The sequence below is a fragment of the Paralcaligenes sp. KSB-10 genome (genome assembly GCF_021266465.1).
GTDB lineage: Bacteria > Pseudomonadota > Gammaproteobacteria > Burkholderiales > Burkholderiaceae_B.
Genome location: NZ_CP089848.1, coordinates 3,336,891 through 3,352,511, shown reverse-complemented (window position 1 = coordinate 3,352,511; position 15,621 = coordinate 3,336,891). Strand labels below are relative to the sequence as shown.

Annotated in this window: 13 protein-coding genes and 1 pseudogene; 8 read left to right on the top strand and 6 right to left on the bottom strand. The window is 59.4% G+C overall.

Features of this window, described 5'->3' with window-relative positions:
• Positions 1-28 precede the first annotated feature (28 nt).
• Positions 29-364 (bottom strand): YegP family protein, encoded by a 336-nt coding sequence (locus LSG25_RS15420; RefSeq protein ID WP_232741790.1) that lies wholly within the window; start codon positions 362-364, stop codon positions 29-31.
• A 180-nt stretch (positions 365-544) separates the two neighbouring features.
• Positions 545-1,483: an AEC family transporter gene (locus LSG25_RS15415; protein ID WP_232741789.1), complete on the bottom strand. Its 939-nt coding sequence runs from the start codon at positions 1,481-1,483 to the stop codon at positions 545-547.
• A 246-nt stretch (positions 1,484-1,729) separates the two neighbouring features.
• Between LSG25_RS15415 and LSG25_RS15410 the strand changes: the two genes are divergently transcribed.
• Positions 1,730-3,229, top strand: coding sequence for an AMP nucleosidase (locus tag LSG25_RS15410; protein WP_232741788.1), 1,500 nt, complete (start codon positions 1,730-1,732; stop codon positions 3,227-3,229).
• 674 nt (positions 3,230-3,903) lie between these two features.
• Here the strand turns inward: LSG25_RS15410 and LSG25_RS15405 are convergent.
• From LSG25_RS15405 to LSG25_RS15395, 3 genes are all read right to left on the bottom strand, one after another.
• Positions 3,904-4,701 carry an SDR family NAD(P)-dependent oxidoreductase gene (locus LSG25_RS15405; protein WP_232741787.1) on the bottom strand — a complete coding sequence of 266 codons (798 nt, stop codon included), beginning with the start codon at positions 4,699-4,701 and terminating at the stop codon, positions 3,904-3,906.
• 71 nt (positions 4,702-4,772) lie between these two features.
• Positions 4,773-6,653 (bottom strand): TRAP transporter large permease subunit, encoded by a 1,881-nt coding sequence (locus LSG25_RS15400; RefSeq protein ID WP_232741786.1) that lies wholly within the window; start codon positions 6,651-6,653, stop codon positions 4,773-4,775.
• Positions 6,654-6,662: 9 nt separating this feature from the next.
• Positions 6,663-7,679, bottom strand: a complete 1,017-nt coding sequence (locus LSG25_RS15395) for a TRAP transporter substrate-binding protein (protein WP_232741785.1) — start codon at positions 7,677-7,679, stop codon at positions 6,663-6,665.
• A gap of 247 nt (positions 7,680-7,926) precedes the next feature.
• Between LSG25_RS15395 and LSG25_RS15390 the strand changes: the two genes are divergently transcribed.
• The 5 genes and pseudogenes from LSG25_RS15390 (at position 7,927) to LSG25_RS20515 (ending at position 12,047) form a co-directional block, all read left to right on the top strand.
• Positions 7,927-8,739 carry an IclR family transcriptional regulator gene (locus tag LSG25_RS15390; RefSeq protein ID WP_232741784.1) on the top strand — a complete coding sequence of 271 codons (813 nt, stop codon included), beginning with the start codon at positions 7,927-7,929 and terminating at the stop codon, positions 8,737-8,739.
• A gap of 53 nt (positions 8,740-8,792) precedes the next feature.
• A complete protein-coding gene (locus LSG25_RS15385) occupies positions 8,793-9,965 on the top strand; it encodes an acetyl-CoA acetyltransferase (protein WP_232741783.1) in 1,173 nt (390 codons plus the stop codon).
• Positions 9,962-11,584, top strand: coding sequence for an acyl-CoA synthetase (locus tag LSG25_RS15380; protein ID WP_232741782.1), 1,623 nt, complete (start codon positions 9,962-9,964; stop codon positions 11,582-11,584). The genes LSG25_RS15385 and LSG25_RS15380 overlap by 4 nt, the downstream gene beginning before the upstream one ends.
• Before the next feature lie 123 nt (positions 11,585-11,707).
• Positions 11,708-11,803, top strand: a pseudogene (locus LSG25_RS20520) (3-oxoacyl-ACP reductase); the annotation flags it as partial.
• Positions 11,804-11,831: 28 nt separating this feature from the next.
• A complete protein-coding gene (locus LSG25_RS20515) occupies positions 11,832-12,047 on the top strand; it encodes an SDR family oxidoreductase (protein WP_370635885.1) in 216 nt (71 codons plus the stop codon).
• 81 nt (positions 12,048-12,128) lie between these two features.
• Here the strand turns inward: LSG25_RS20515 and LSG25_RS15370 are convergent, their stop codons facing one another.
• Positions 12,129-12,608: an SET domain-containing protein gene (locus LSG25_RS15370; protein WP_232741780.1), complete on the bottom strand. Its 480-nt coding sequence runs from the start codon at positions 12,606-12,608 to the stop codon at positions 12,129-12,131.
• A gap of 75 nt (positions 12,609-12,683) precedes the next feature.
• Between LSG25_RS15370 and ilvB the strand changes: the two genes are divergently transcribed.
• Both ilvB and LSG25_RS15360 read left to right on the top strand, forming a co-directional pair.
• Positions 12,684-14,429 (top strand): biosynthetic-type acetolactate synthase large subunit, encoded by a 1,746-nt coding sequence (gene ilvB, locus LSG25_RS15365; RefSeq protein WP_232741779.1) that lies wholly within the window; start codon positions 12,684-12,686, stop codon positions 14,427-14,429.
• A gap of 128 nt (positions 14,430-14,557) precedes the next feature.
• Complete coding sequence (locus LSG25_RS15360) at positions 14,558-15,541, top strand: TRAP transporter substrate-binding protein (protein ID WP_232741778.1); 984 nt, start codon at positions 14,558-14,560, stop codon at positions 15,539-15,541.
• Positions 15,542-15,621: the final 80 nt, after the last annotated feature.

Below are 15,621 nucleotides of genomic sequence, written 5' to 3'. Positions count from 1 at the left end.
GCCCGGCATGATCGACCCCGGTATTGGGTCAGGCGGACAGGTCTTTGACTTCCCTGCTGATGCCATTAGCCTGGCACGAGGCGATGCCATTGTCGCGCGATGCTTCATCGGCATACATTTGGCTGTTTCCTATGACCTGGTGGTTGGCGGCCTTCAAGGTGAAATAGAATTTCCCGTTGGTGGCTATGGCTTTGGAGTAGTGCGCGGCGTCGGCGCAGTTTTTTTGCACGGATGCGATGCCGTTTTCGGCAGAAGCCTTGGCGGTATACATTTCGCTGGACAGAATAATCTGGGCATTGCCTGCCTTGAGCGAGAAATAGAATTGGCCATCTTTTGCTTTGTGTAATTCGAACCAGCCGGACATGGTGTCTCCTTTGCGTGATGAAAAAACGAAAGCTGCGGGCATTGCAATGAGCGCCGTCGGTACGATACAGGCCAGGCGTCCAGCTTGAAGTGTGCCGCAATTTGCGGCTGCGCGCCAGTCAAGCTTGGTAAAGATTTTCCGCAAACTGGCTGGCCACGGCCTGCGACCGTGACGCAGGCGTCAACTGCCGGGCGTGAAAACGCCGACCAGCAATGAAATAGTCAAGACCGACAGAATCGTCGAGATCAGGATGGCCTGCGAGGTCACGGCGGGCTCGCGCTCGTAGAGCTTGGCCAGCATAAAGGGGCCGGTACCTATGGGCAAGGCGCTGAGCAGCACGGCGGTGTTCGCCCACAGCGCAGGCATGTCGAACACCCCGTACACCAGCACGGCGGTGACCAGGGGATGCAGGAACATTTTGAGCGTAACAATGCGCCACACGGCACCGCGGTGTTCGGCCGGCTGGGACTGAGCCAGGAACAGCCCTATTGTGACCAGCGCGCAGGGGCTGGCCGCCGCTCCCAGCAAAGTGGTGAATTGCAGCAAGGGGCCGGGCAGGGACAGGTGCGTGGCGGGGAAGAACAGGCCGGCCGCCGGCGCAACCACCAGCGGATTGCGCAGCACGGAGCTTGCAACTTTGCGGCAGGTCCGCTTCAGGCTGCGCGACCCTTGCAGATCGATTTCAATCAGCACAATGGAAAACGCAAACAGGGCGCAGGCGGTCAGTATGGCCGCGATAATGGCGGCGGGCAGGCTGGCCTCGCCAAATACCATCAGGCATAGCGGGATGCCCATGAAGCCGGCATTTGAGTACGAGGCAGCCAGGCCCTCGAGGCTGGCATCGGCCAGGCGCCCGGAACGCTTCTTGTCGAGCAGGTACGAAACCGCAAACACGATGGCGATGCCCAGCGTGAAGCCCCAGAAATAGCCGGGATGATCGAGTTGATCCCAAGTGATTTGCGCCATTGCCTGAAACAGCAGCGCCGGAAGCGCCAGCCAAACCACGAATTTGTTCAGGCTGTCGACGGCGCCCGGCCCCAGCAGGCGCTTGCGGGCGCATAGATAGCCTATTGCGATCAGGCCGAATAGCGGCAGGACCGCGTTCACCACGAGATTCAATTCAATTCCTCAAGCCGGAAGCGGGCGCGGCGCGTGAATGGGTGTGAGTGGTTCCGGATCTGGATGCGATGCAAAGCCGAAAATACGGAAATTGGAAGTGTAGCGATTTTCGGAAGATCCAGAGTCGAAAGGCCGGAAATAGGCCAGCGCATGCCACTTTTGTTTTTCAGTTGGGGTAAAGTGAGTGCATGTCTCGTATGCCTGTCACAGGGCGTTTTTATCATTCAAAATTTTGAGCGGATCTGCATGTTTGATTCTTCGAGTTTCGATAGCCCTCCCATCTTGCCTGAACTGATTCCGTTCACGGGTTTTTCGGATGCCCAGGCCGCGGTCGAACGCCTGGTGGAAATCTACGCCCGCAATACGGCCTTCATACGCGATGCATTCCAGGACTATGCCGCGGGCCGTTTTTCCAAGGCGCAACGAGTGCGGGCCTATTACCCGGCTGTGCGAATCAAGGTGCATACGTATCAGGGCGTTGACAGCCGGCTGTCGTATGGGCATGTGGTGGAGCCCGGCGCCTACATGACCACTATCACGCAGCCGGTCCTGTATTTCGACTACCTGAAAGAACAGTTCGGCCTATTGCTCAAGAATCACGGGGTGCAGCTCGAGATCGGCGAGTCGAACCTGCCGATTCCATTGCATTTCGCTTTTTCGGACGGGCAGTATGTGGAAGGCGTGTATTCCGACACGCTGGGCGATTCGCTGCGCGACCATTTCGATGTGCCCAATCTGGCGGTGACCGACGACGCCATCGTCAACGGAACCTGGCAGGCCAGGCATGGCGAACCCGCGCCTCTGGCCCCGTTCACGGCGCCGCGGATCGATTATTCGCTGCATCGATTGCAGCACTATACGGCTACGGCACCCACGCATTTTCAGAATTTTGTGCTGTTTACCAACTATCAGTTTTACGTGGACGAATTTTGCCAGTGGGCGCGCGAAATACTGGTGCAGGGCGAGGGCGGCTATACCGCTCTGGTCGAACCGGGAAACGTCACGACACGCAGCGGCCCTGACGCCGAACGCAGCGGCCAGGCTCCGGCGCGCCTGCCGCAAATGCCTTCGTATCACCTGGTGCGCGAGAACCATACCGGCATTACCCTGATCAATATCGGGATCGGCCCCTCGAATGCCAAGACCATTACCGACCACGTGGCGGTCTTGCGCCCTTCGGCGTGGCTGATGCTGGGCCACTGCGCCGGCCTGCGTACGACGCAGCGCCTGGGCGATTATGTGCTGGCGCATGGCTATGTGCGCGAAGACCACGTGCTGGATGCCGATTTGCCCAATTGGGTGCCCGTGCCGCCTTTGGCCGAAATCCAGATTGCGCTGGAGCAGGCGGTGGCGGAGGTGGCTGGCTTGTCGGGTTGGGAGCTGAAAAAAATCATGCGTACCGGCACGGTCGCGACCATCGATAATCGCAACTGGGAGTTGCGGGAACACCGCGAACTGGTGCAGCGTTTTTCCATGTCGCGCGCTATTGCGCTGGATATGGAATCCGCCACGATTGCCGCCAACGGTTTCCGGTTTCGCGTGCCCTATGGCACTTTGCTGTGCGTGTCCGACAAACCCCTGCATGGCGAGCTGAAACTGCCTGGCATGGCCAGCGATTTCTATCGGACGCAAGTCGGCCAGCATTTGCACATCGGCATACGGGCGCTCGAGCTGCTGCGGGAAATGCCGCGCGAACGGCTGCATTCGCGCAAGCTGCGCAGTTTTATCGAAACGGCGTTCAAATAGGGCGTTTGCTGGGCCGGACTGTTTTGGCTGGAGCGATTTTATTTCTATAAAGACGCCGCAGGGTGGGCGGTGCTGTGCAGTCCGGCACGTCCAGCGGTCGAGGTGCTACGCACCCCGACTGCCCGGGTCTGCCTCGTCCAGGCGGGCGTCGGGCGAACTCGCCCGGCCTCGCGAGGCCGGGCTCAGACAGCGCCCGCCGAAAGCCCCCGCCTTCCCTTCGTCAGCCCCCGGCGCTGGACTACCGCCGGACTGCACAGCACCGCCCACCCTGCGGCTTGCGTTGAGGAAATGCATAGAAAAAGGCATTGGGGTCGTGCGCCGAGAGAAACGGTGAGGTCATGCATCGAGGTATACATTGATGCCGGCAAGTTCATTCCAGGCGTGCCGCAATGTGAGCCGTCTATCGGGGCTTGGGGTCAGGGCCGGCGTAAGGCGTGCGCCGGATGCTACCGTAGGGAAGGCGGGGGCTTTCGGCGGGCCATGTTTGAGCGTAGCCGCGCCAGCGGCGTAGCGAGTTTGGCCCGACGCCCGCCTGGACGAGGTAGATCCGGATCAAGCACGCCGTGCCGGCCCTGACCCCAAGCCCCGATAGACGGCGTCTTCAAATACCAAACCGTAAATACCAAAGCGACCAAAACATCGAATCCCGCAAAACCACTCGAACCAAAAATACCTTAAGCCGTCGCCATATGCACACCGCCGTCCACAGGCAGGCAAACGCCGGTGATGTAGTTCGCATCGTCCGACGCCAGGAATACGGCTGCCTTGGCGATATCCCAGCCCGTGCCCATGCGTCCCATGGGGCAGAGGGCATTGCGCGCGGCCACCATGGCCTCTTTGCTTTCGTATTGGCCAGAGATGTCTTTGTAGATGAGCGGGGTATCGATATACCCGGGCATGATGGCATTGACACGTATGCCCGCGGCGGCATATTGCAGCGCCAGGCCGACGGTCAGTTGATTCAGGCCTCCTTTGGCCGCGTAATAGGCGGGATAAGGGTAGCCGGTGTATCGAATGGCGGCCAGGCTCGATATATTGATGATGCAGCCGCTTTTTTGCGCAAGCATGGCCGGCAACACGTGCTTGCAGGTCAGGAAAGCGCTTTTCAGGTTCACGGCCAGCGCGAGATCCCAGTCGGATTCGCTCAGGTCGGTGACGCTGCCCATTTTTGCCATGCCGACGTTGTTGTGCAGTATATCGATACGGCCGTGCTTGCTCAGCGTTTCGGCAACAATGTTGGCTATGTGCTCCGAATTCGTGGCGTTGGCGGCGTAGGCGTCGCAGTGCCCCCCTTCCGACAGAATGATGTCGCGAGTTGCGTCGGCCGCCTTTTTGTCGAGGTCGATGGCAATGACTTTTGCGCCTTCGCGTGCATAGGCAACGGCCGCGGCCTTGCCGTTGCCCCAGCCTTCGCCGACCGAGCCCGCGCCAAAGACCAGCGCTACACGGCCCGCCAATCGTTTTTCACTCATGATTCAACCTTTGTTTGCTGGGGCCGGGAGCTTGGCGCTCCCGGCCGGAATCGATACCTGCCTATGCCCGTCTATTTCAGGAAGCCTGTCGACAGCCATGGGACCGCGGCGACGATGATCAGCCCGATGGCGATCGAGCACATGTATCCGATAATGGGCTTGATGCCTTTATCGGGTGCCACGCGTCCGATTGCGCAGGCCGCGTAATAGCCCACCCCGAATGGCGGGGCGAACAGGCCTATGCCCATCGACAGTACGGCCACCATCGCATAATGGACTTCGTTCACGCCGAGTTCTTCCGCAATGGGGAACAGCAAGGGGCCAAGCAGCACAATCGCTGGAATGCCTTCCAGAACGCTGCCGAGAATGACGAAGGTGACGATCGAGACGCACAGGAAGGTAACACCCCCGCCCGGCAGAGAGCCCATGAAATCGGCCAGATCGCTTGAAAAGCCTGATTGGGTCAGCGCCCAGGCCATGCCGGTGGCCGCGCCGATAATCAACAGGATGGCGCCGGACAATGACGCCGTATCGATCAGCATGGGATAAATGCGCCGTATGTCGAAGCGCCTGTAGACCAGCAGGCCGATGATGCACGAATACACAATGCCTATGGTCGACACTTCGGTGGCTGTGGCAACGCCCTCGACGACGGCCGCGCGGATGACGAAGGGCAGAGCCAGGGCCGGCAAGGCAATGATGAAGCCTTTCAGAATGTCGCTTTTGCTCGAGCGCACGACACGACTGAGATCTTCACCGCGGTTGCGGTACCAAACGACCAGGCACAGCATGATGCCGAGCACCGCGCCGGGCAGCAGGCCGCCGGTGAACAGGGCGGTAATGGAGACGCTGGTCACCGAGCCTATGGTGATGAGTACCAGGCTGGGAGGAATGGTTTCCGTCTGTGCTCCCGCCGCCGACAGCAGGGCGACGAGTTCGCCTTCGTCCGCGCCGCGTTTTTTCATTTCGGGAAACAGGACCGGAGCGATGGCGGCCATGTCGGCGGCCTTGGCGCCCGAAATGCCCGAGACCAGGTACATGGCGCCGATCAACACATAAGACAGCCCGCCGCGCACGTGACCCAGCAGGCTGGCCAGGAAACTGACCATTTTCTGGGCCATGCCGGTCATTTCAATGAGCAGGCCCAGGAACACGAACAAGGGCACCGCCAGCAGGATGAGGTGCGACATGCCTTCGTTCATGCGGCTGACCAGCACGGTGACTGGCACCGTGGTGCTGAGGATCAGGTAGCCGAAGGTGGCCAGTCCGAACGAGAAGGCGATCGGAACGCCGGTGAAAACCCCGACCGCCACCAGGCCTACGAAGAATATGAGCAGGTTGTAATTGCCGAGTTCTTCGAATAGCGGGCTAAGAAGGTACAGGCCCGCGCCGATCAGTAGAATCAGGCCCAGGGATTTCGCCACCAGTTGCCAGTTTGAGACTTTATAGAGCCGGATCAGGGCAAAGCAGGCCATGAACAGCAGCCCCGTGGGCAGTGCCGCCGTGCGCCATGCCAGGCTCAGGCCCATGGCCGGAGTGGTGATGACGGCCTGATCGCGAGTGGCCTGGAAGCTGGGCAGCAGCACGAGCAGTACGAAGGCCAGCGAGCATAAAACAGCGAACACTTCCAGGAATGCCCGTGTTTTCGGTGTGGCCTTGTTGACCAGGGCGGTCATGCGCATGTGTTCGCCGTGGCGGAAGGCGACCGCCGCCCCCAGCATGGCCAGCCACAAGAACAGCAGCGAAGCCAGCTCGTCGGACCAGATAAGGGGGGTGTTGAGCACGTAGCGGGCGAAAATCCCCGAGAACAGGATGACAATTTCTGCAAGCACCAGCAGAGCGACGGGAATCTCTACCAGGTGCCCCAGAAAATTGTCCAGCTTTGTCAACCAAAGCGGGCTCTCGCGAAGATTGTCGTCAGCGGCCTGTGATTCGGAAGCTTGCGACAACATGGCGCGCCCTTACGTCAGGGAACCGACCGATTTTTCCAGTGTGGCCCAGGCGGAATCGCCGAACTTCTTTTTCCATTCGGCATAGAAGCCTGCCTGGCGAAGCGTGTCGCGGATGGGCCCCGTCTTGGGCGTATTGAACACCATGTGCTCGCTGGTGAGTTTCTTCTGCAGATCGTCGTTGAGCGCGGCTACATCGGCGCGCTCTTTCACGCCGGCTTCGTTGACGTGCTTGGCGACTATGGCCTGGATGTCTTTGGGCAGGCGGTTCCAGGCATCGTGGTTGCCGAGGAACCAGAAGCCGTCCCACATGTGATTGGTGAGGGAGCAGTATTTCTGCACTTCGAAAAGCTTGGCGGTCTGGATGATGGCCAGGGGGTTTTCCTGGGCGTCGACCACTTTGGTCTGCAGGGCCGAATACACTTCATTGAAATTGATGCTGGTCGGTGCCGATTTCAGGGCCTTGAACATGGAAGTCCAGAGCGGGCTTACCGGCACGCGGATTTTCAGATCCTTGAAATCGTCGGGAGTGACAATAGGCTTGTTGCTGGTCGTGACCTGCCTGAAGCCGTTGTCCCAGATCTTGTCCATGACGACCAGGCCGCTTTTGCCGATTTCGCCGCGTATGTAGGAGCCCAGGTCGCCGTCCATGGCCTTCCAGACGCTGTCATAGCTGGGGAAGGCAAAGCCGATGCCGCTGATGGCGGCCGCGGGCACCAGTGTGGAGAGGATCAGCCCGGACAGGGTGAAGAATTCGACCGCCCCGGCGCGCAGCTGATTCAGGGTTTCGGTGTCGGAACCCAGTTGGCTGCTGGGGAAGATTTGCAGTTTGAATCGCCCTTTGGTTTCTTCTTCTATTTTTTTGGCCATTTCCTTGGCCCGGACATTCATGGGGTGAGTGACGGGCAGGTTGTTGGCGTATTTGTAGCGATAGGTTGTAGCGGCCATGACGCTCTGGAGAGGCGCGGCGATGATGGCGGCGCCGGCACCGGCGGTGGTGAGCATGAAGGAACGACGGCTTAACTTCATTGATTTGTCTCCTTGGCCATTATGTGGCCTATTGATTGACTCGCGCCTACAGTTATAACAGACGCATCCAGGTATTTTCTTGCTTCGGCGTTGGCCGGTACAGTGTGGACTGTCGAAGTATTGTATTCTCGAATTCTACCTTATGGAACAAAAAATAATAATTTTTTTTCAAATTCATTGACAATCATTGGGTGTTACGTAGAATCGCAAATAGGAAATTATCAAATTCAGTTTTTAGGTCCATAATATGGAACAAAAAAAGAGCCCGGCGCCACTGCGCCAGGCTTCTGGCAGTCAGGCCATCCATCGTGCAATCAAGGTGCTGCGCTGCATTGCCCGCAGCCGCAACGAAGGGATAGGCTTGTCCGCCCTGAGCAAGCAGGCCGATCTGATCAAGTCCACCACGCACCGGCTTACGACGGCTTTGATTTCAGAAGGGCTGGTGGAGCAGGACCTGAAAACACGGCGCTATTACCTGGGATCCGGGTGCCACGCCCTGGGCCTGATTGCGTCGAACCGTTTCGGTTTGCACAAGACGGCCGCCAAGCATGTGGCCAGGCTTGCCCAGGAAACAGGGGACACCGCTTTTTTCTCGGTCAGGCAGGATATCAATGCCGTCTGCCTGCTTAGGGAAGAAGGGGACTATCCCTTGAAGTCTCATGCGCTGCTGGCGGGCGATCGTCATCCCCTGGGGGTTGGCGCCGGCAGCCAGGCCATGCTTGCCGCCTTGAGCGACAAGGAGGTCGAGTACTGCATACAGCAGAATATCGACTACATCCTGGCCACGTATCCGAAGTACACACGGGCTCTTGTCGAAAACCTGGTCAAGGAAGGGCGGGCTAAGGGCTATTCCGTCAACCCGGGGCTGATACTGGCCGGTTCGCTGGGCATAGGCATGGCGGTGCGCAACGAGCACGGCGCGGTAGTCGGCGCCCTCAGTATCGCCACGGTCGAAGGAAGGCTGGGGCCGGAACGAGAAATCGAGCTGTACAAATTGCTCAGGCGGGAAGTCGACAAATTGGAAAAACACCTGCAAACGGAAGCCTTGTCTCATGCCTAGCGCGTGAACAGGACGGGCGGCTATTTACGAAATTCATTTCAAGGAAATCAGTCATGGCAAAGAAAGCGGTAATTGTGGGATGGTCGCATATTCCTTTCGGGAAGCTCATCGATCCCGATACCGAAACCCTGATGGCGCGGGTATCGGGTGCGGCGCTGGAACACGCCGGCATCACGGGTAAGGAAGTCGACGGCATTTATGTCGGAGTCATGAACAATGGTTTTCAGAAACAGGATTTCCAGGGCGCCCTGGTTGCACTGGCCGATCCCGACCTGGCTTACGTTCCGGCGACACGCCTGGAGAACGCCTGCGCCACGGGCTCGGCGGCACTGTACACCGCCATGGATTTCATCGAGTCCGGCCGTGGCCGTGTGGCGTTGGTCGTGGGCGCCGAAAAAATGACAAGCCGCCCGACTCCCGAAATCGGCGATATTTTGCTCAACGCCAGCTATCGCAAGGAAGAGGCCGACATCGAAGGCGGCTTTGCCGGAGTGTTCGGCAAAATCGCGCAGGAATACTTCACGCGCTACGGCGACAAGAGTCGCGAGCTTGCCATGATTGCCGCCAAGAATCATCATAACGGCGTCAGCAATCCTTATGCGCAAATCCGCAAGGACCTGGGCTTCGATTTTTGCAACGAGATATCCGAAAAGAATCCGTATGTGGCGCAGCCCCTGCGGCGCACGGATTGCTCGCTGATTTCCGATGGAGCGGCGGCCATTGTCCTGGCCGATGAGGAATTCGCGGCCCAGCTGCAGCGCGCAATCGGCTTCAAGGCAAGGCAGCATGTCAACGATATTCTGCCGCTCAGCCGACGCGATCCGATTGCGTTCGAGGGCGCCACACGGGCCTGGCGGCAGGCGCTGGCTGCGTCGGGCCTGTCTCTTGCCGACCTGGACTTGGTCGAAACCCACGATTGCTTCACGATTGCCGAACTGATCGAATACGAAGCCATGGGCCTGGCGGCTCGAGGCGAAGGCTACAAGGTTGTCCAGGACGGCACGACCCGCAAAGATGGCCGTTTGCCCGTCAATCCGTCGGGCGGGCTTAAATCGAAAGGCCATCCGGTTGGCGCCACTGGCGTCTCCATGCATGTCATGGCGTGCATGCAACTGACCAATACCGCGGGCGATATGCAGATTCCCGATGCCCGTCTGGCCGGCGTCTTCAATATGGGCGGTGCGGCCGTGGCCAATTACGTCAGCATCCTGGAGCGCGTTAAATGATAGCGGTTGACGTTCGCGAGCCCGCGGGAGGGCTGGTACCCATTTCGCGGCGGGTGATGAATCTGGCGACGTTTCTCAGCCAGACTGCGGCCCGGTTTGCAAATCGGCCGGCGCTGGTTTGCGATGAAACGGCCACAAGCTGGGGCGAGCTGGAAAAGCGGGTTCAGGCGCTGGCGCTGGTCTTTGCAAGCAAGGGGCTGGGCAAGGGCGACCGCGTCCTGGTTCATTCATCCAACTGCCGCGAATTGCTTGAATCGATGCTGGCCACGTTCCGGATCGGCGCCGTGTGGGTACCGACCAATTTCCGGATTACGCCCGACGAAGTGCTGTACCTGGCGCAGAGCGCGGGCGTGTCGGCGTTCATATGCCATGCCGATTTTCCCGAGCATGCAAAAATTGTCGATGCGATTGCCGGTTTGAAGCTGTTTGCCCGGATCGGGGCCGCCGACTTCGGCACCGGTTCGATCGACGCGCTGATAGACGCAGCGCTGGGCAGCGGGTCGCACCAGGTCGAGCGTGTCGATTACGACGACCCCTGCTGGTTTTTCTTTACGTCCGGCACGACGGGCAAGCCCAAGGCGGCCGTGCTGACTCACGGGCAAATGGCTTTTGTGCTGACGAATCACCTGTGCGACCTGATGCCGGGGTTGTCTGAAGCCGACGCCAGCCTGGTTGTGGCGCCCTTATCGCACGGGGCGGGAATCCATTTTCTCACGCAGGCGGTGCGCGGCGCCGCCACGGTATTTTCAACCCAGTCCAAGTTCTCGCCGGAAGCGGCGTGGCGTCTGGTGGAAAAATACAGAATCAGCAATTTCTTTACAGTGCCGACGATTCTGAACATGCTGGTCGGGCACGAGAGCGTCGATCGTTACGACCACTCGTCGCTGAGGCACATCATTTATGCCGGCGCCCCGATGTACAGGGCGGATCAGAAGCGCGCGCTCGACAAGCTGGGACCGGTTCTGGTGCAGTACTACGGGCTGGGCGAGGTAACGGGAAACATTACGGTGTTGCCGCCGCATGAGCATTCGTCCGACGACAGCCTGATGACCAGGCCCGGATCCTGCGGCTTTGCGCGCACCGGCATGCAAATATCGATTCAGGATTCCACCGGCCGGGTTCTCGATGCCCGTCAAACCGGCGAGATCTGTGTGTGCGGTCCGGCCGTATTTGCGGGCTACTACAACAACCCGGAGGCCAACCGCAAGGCATTCCGCGACGGCTGGTTCCGCACCGGCGACGTGGGGCATATGGATGAGCAAGGGTACTTGTACATTACCGGCCGCGAATCCGATATGTATATTTCCGGAGGGTCCAATGTGTATCCGCGCGAAATAGAGGAAAAAGTACTCGGCTACGAAGGCATCAAGGAAGTATGCGTGCTGGGAGTGCCGCATCCGAAATGGGGCGAGGCGGGCGTGATGGTGTGTGTGCTGAAGGAACAGGCGCAGTGGAACGATGCCGCTTTCCAGGCCTGGCTCGACGCGAACATCGCGCGCTACAAGCATCCTCAGAAAATAGTGATCTGGCCGGAACTGCCCAAATCGGGATACGGCAAAGTCACCAAGAAAATCATCTACCAGGAACTGCTGGCACAGGGATCGTTGCCGCTGCATTGACATGAGGACTCAACCGACAGGCCGGAGGTGTTCGGCTTGCTTGATGCCCGATCCGTCCGGTTGTCGAAACGCCCCGGCGGGTTCGAGTATTGAAGGTCGATATACATCAGGAGACAAGGGCAGATGGACAGAACTTCGAACGTTATTGTGGTCACCGGCGGCGCTTCCGGAATCGGCCAGGCGCTCAGCCAGGGACTTTTGCACGAGGGCTGGAAGGTGCTGGTGCTGGATCTGCTCGAAGACCGGATTGCCGCGGCCCGTAAAGAGCTTCAAGCGCCGGATGCACAGCGGCGAGGCCCGGGAACTATGGGTTTCGGCCGTGCCCATGCATCGCTACGGCGCGCCCGAAGAACTGTGCGGCACAATCAACTGGCTGCTCGATGGCGGGAAATCAAGCTACGTGACGGGCCAGACCATATCCGTGGACGGCGGTTTCACGACCACCGGCCTGATTAATCATTGAGTGTCCCAGGCCCGGGGGCGGTGCGCTTGCCGCGTGTTGCCTGCGGGCGCCCGCAAGGGGCACCCCTACCCAAACCCATGCCTACGATTTGGCCTTCTTCTTGGGCAGCGCCAGCATGGTTCCGCGGCAAGTCTTGGCACCGCACAGGCAGCGATATTCCCGCCTCAGTTTTTTGGTGATCTTGCCTTCCATGACCAGGCCGTAGTCGTAGAACAGTTCTTCGCCCGCCGCGATATCGCGCAGGGCAACGATATACACACGTTTGCCTTTGGCGCTTTCCTGGGCCTCGCAATTGGGGGCGCAGGAATGATTGATCCAGCGCGCGTCGTTGCCCTGGTTGCCGCCGTCGATCACCTTGCCCGAGCTGATGGCGAAGAAGAATGTATGGAACGGATCGTCTGGATTGACGGGATGCAGGGCATCGGCTTTTTCGGGACTGATGCGTTTGCCTGCGTATTCGATAATGCGTGTTTCGGCAGGGATGTTTTTGGCGGCAAAGACACCGGTTCCGTGCAGTGTCGATTGCCTGACGATATGCCAGGACGAAGTGGGTTCGGTCATAAGTTGGTTTTACGGTGTGGCGGGGTGAGGGATAATATGCGGTAATAGCGTATCTTATGCAAATTCAAGCAAGCCGTGAATACTTCTACCGAAACGAATAGCCGCAATGGCGCCGAAACCCTGCTGCAGACCCTGATCGCCCTTGGTGTCGATACCATTTTCGGGTATCCGGGAGGCGCGGTCCTGCCCTTGTACGACGCGCTTTATTCCGAGCCGCGCATTCATCATGTGCTGGTGCGCCACGAGCAGGCCGCCATGCACGCGGCCGAAGGCTATGCCCGCTCTACCGGCAGGCCGGGAGTGGTGGTGGTGACCTCGGGGCCAGGCATGGCCAACACGACTTCGGGGCTGCTCGACGCCCTGTGCGATTCGATTCCGGTGCTGTGCATCAGCGGGCAGGTCGCTACCGGCGCCATCGGCACCGATGCCTTCCAGGAGTGCGATGCCATCGGCATCTCGCGTCCGGTTACCAAGTGGAACGCGCAAATCCGGCGCGGCGAAGATGTCGCGGCGATCGTCGCCAAGGCGTATCACCTGACTACCCAGGGGCGTCCGGGCCCAGTATTGCTGGATTTTCCCAAAGATATACAAATCGGCCAGGTTCCCGCCGATTTTGCGGTGTTCGACGCCGTCGCCCCCGCCGAAGCGGCTGTCTCCGGCCCTTCCGCCGAGGCGGCCGTCAAGCGCGCCGCGGCCCTGATCGCCAATGCCAAGCGGCCTGTGTTTTACGGCGGCGGCGGCCTGGTGAATTCGGGTATCGATGCGTGCCATGCCTTCACCAGCCTGGTGCAAGACCTGGGCGCTCCCTGCACACTGACGCTCATGGGCCTGGGCGCGTTTCCGGCCGATGACCCCTTGTTTGTCGGCATGCTGGGCATGCACGGCACGCTGGAGGCCAATCTGGCCATGCATCATGCCGATCTGATCGTTTGCGTGGGCGCGCGTTTCGACGACCGGATCACCGGTCGCCTGTCCGATTTCTGCCCGCATGCCAGCAAGATTCATCTGGATATCGATCCGGCCTCCATCAATAAAGTCGTGCGGGCCGATGTCGCGATGGTGGGCGACTGCTACCCCCTGCTGCGCGCCTTGCGCAAAGAACTGGGGCCCATCGATCAGCCCGGTGGCCGCCTCGATGCCTGGTGGCAGCGCATAGGCGTGTGGCGCTCCCAGCAGTGCCTGAAGGTCACTCCTTCGTCCGAACACATTTTGCCGCAGCATCTGATGCAGCGGCTCGATCATGTCCTCACCGGCACCGACGCCATTATTTCCACCGATGTAGGCCAGCATCAGATGTGGGCCGCGCAGTACATCAAGTTCAATCGCCCGAATCGCTGGCTGACCTCCGGCGGCGCGGGTACCATGGGTTACGGCGTGCCGGCCGCGTTCGGAGCGCAAATCGCGCATCCCGGCAAGCCCGTAGTGTGTGTCAGCGGCGACGCGTCGGTCTTGATGAATATCCAGGAATTGGCCAGCGCGATTCAGCATCAGACTCCCATCAAGGTCGTGCTGTGCAATAACGGTCATATGGGCATGGTGCGCCAGTGGCAGGAACTCATCCACGAAGGCCGCTACAGCCACAGCTATAACGCGTCGCTTCCCGATTTTGTGGCCCTGGCCAAGGCTTTTGGCTGGGGCGCGGCGCGGGTCGAAGATCCCGCCGAACTCGATGCGGCCCTGGCGGCCTGCATGGCCTACGACGGCCCCTTCTTTCTCGACGTAGTGGTGCTGGCCCAGGAAAACTGTTTCCCCATGATGCCGGCCGGCTGCGGCCATCAGCAAGTCATGCTTTCGGAAGATACCTGGTACGTTGAAGATTAAGGCAAAGCTTCCGCATATCGACTGCGATATCGATTCGCGGAAAAACGCTAGAAAACCCCAATACCCATATAACTCGACTTCATGTAAAACCGAGCGTTCAAATTTAAAATTTATAGGTATTGGGGAAAATGCGAAAAACTTGGCTTTCTACTAAATGGATGATCGCGGCATCGGTGGCCGGAGCTCTTGCCGCCAGCCCGGTGCTGGCGGCAACGACGCTGAAAATGGCCTATGCCTTGTCGACCAATTCGCATTATGGCGCCGGGGCCAATGCGTTTGCCAAGTCGCTCGAAACCAGCACGAATGGCCAGTTCAAGATCCAGCAGTTTCCCAACAGCGCGCTGGGGGGAGAACGCGAGGTCATCGAAGGCCTGCAACTGGGCACCATCGATGTGGCCATTGTGTCCACGGGTGCAACCCTGAATTTCGTGCCCAAGACCGGGGTGTTCGATATTCCTTTCCTGTTTCGCGATCTGGCGCACGCCCGCAAGGTCATGGACGGCCCGATCGGGCAAAAAATGCTCGAAGAATTTCCCAAGCGCGGCCTGATCGCCCTGGCCTGGGGCGAGCAGGGTTTTCGCCAGCTCACCAACAATATTCGACCGGTAAAGACGCCTGCCGACATCAAGGGCCTGAAAATCCGCACGACTGAAAATCCGATTCATATTGCCGCGTTCCGTCAGTTGGGTGTGCTGGCCACCCCCATGGCATGGCCCGAGGTGGCAACCGCCTTGCAGCAAGGCACGATCGACGGCCAGGAAAATCCCCTGTCGGTCATTGTGTCGGCCAAATTGCCGCAGTTGCAAAAATACTTGTCGCTGACGGCTCATGTGTATGGGCCGGCGCTGGTGCTGATGTCTCCGTCCGTCTATAACGGCCTGTCCGACGCCGACAAGGCCAAATTCAAGACGGCCGCGCATGAATCCGCCGTGGCGATGCGACAGTACGTCGATGCCGTTGAAAAGAGCGGCATCGAAGAGGTCAAGAAGCAGGGCATGCAGGTCAACGAGGTCGACCACGATGCGTTTGTGAAAGCGGTGGAACCCATCTATCCGCAATTCTACAAGCAGTACGGCAAAGACCTGGTCGAAGCCATACGCAATACCCAATAGCCATTTGGTGTAGCAAGGCTGATCAACCCCAAGGGCTGGCGCATGTGCCGGCCCTTGTCGATTACCCGCCGGTGCATCGA

Excerpts from the sequence above, each read along its gene's own strand:
- LSG25_RS15360 (WP_232741778.1), top strand. The coding sequence starts at position 14,558 with ATGCGAAAAACTTGGCTTTCTACTAAATGGATGATCGCGGCATCGGTG.
- LSG25_RS15380 (WP_232741782.1), top strand. The coding sequence starts at position 9,962 with ATGATAGCGGTTGACGTTCGCGAGCCCGCGGGAGGGCTGGTACCCATT.
- LSG25_RS15370 (WP_232741780.1), bottom strand. The coding sequence starts at position 12,608 with ATGACCGAACCCACTTCGTCCTGGCATATCGTCAGGCAATCGACACTG.
- LSG25_RS15420 (WP_232741790.1), bottom strand. The coding sequence starts at position 364 with ATGTCCGGCTGGTTCGAATTACACAAAGCAAAAGATGGCCAATTCTAT.
- LSG25_RS15400 (WP_232741786.1), bottom strand. The coding sequence starts at position 6,653 with ATGTTGTCGCAAGCTTCCGAATCACAGGCCGCTGACGACAATCTTCGC.
- LSG25_RS15395 (WP_232741785.1), bottom strand. The coding sequence starts at position 7,679 with ATGAAGTTAAGCCGTCGTTCCTTCATGCTCACCACCGCCGGTGCCGGC.
- LSG25_RS15405 (WP_232741787.1), bottom strand. The coding sequence starts at position 4,701 with ATGAGTGAAAAACGATTGGCGGGCCGTGTAGCGCTGGTCTTTGGCGCG.
- LSG25_RS15385 (WP_232741783.1), top strand. The coding sequence starts at position 8,793 with ATGGCAAAGAAAGCGGTAATTGTGGGATGGTCGCATATTCCTTTCGGG.
- LSG25_RS15410 (WP_232741788.1), top strand. The coding sequence starts at position 1,730 with ATGTTTGATTCTTCGAGTTTCGATAGCCCTCCCATCTTGCCTGAACTG.
- LSG25_RS15390 (WP_232741784.1), top strand. The coding sequence starts at position 7,927 with ATGGAACAAAAAAAGAGCCCGGCGCCACTGCGCCAGGCTTCTGGCAGT.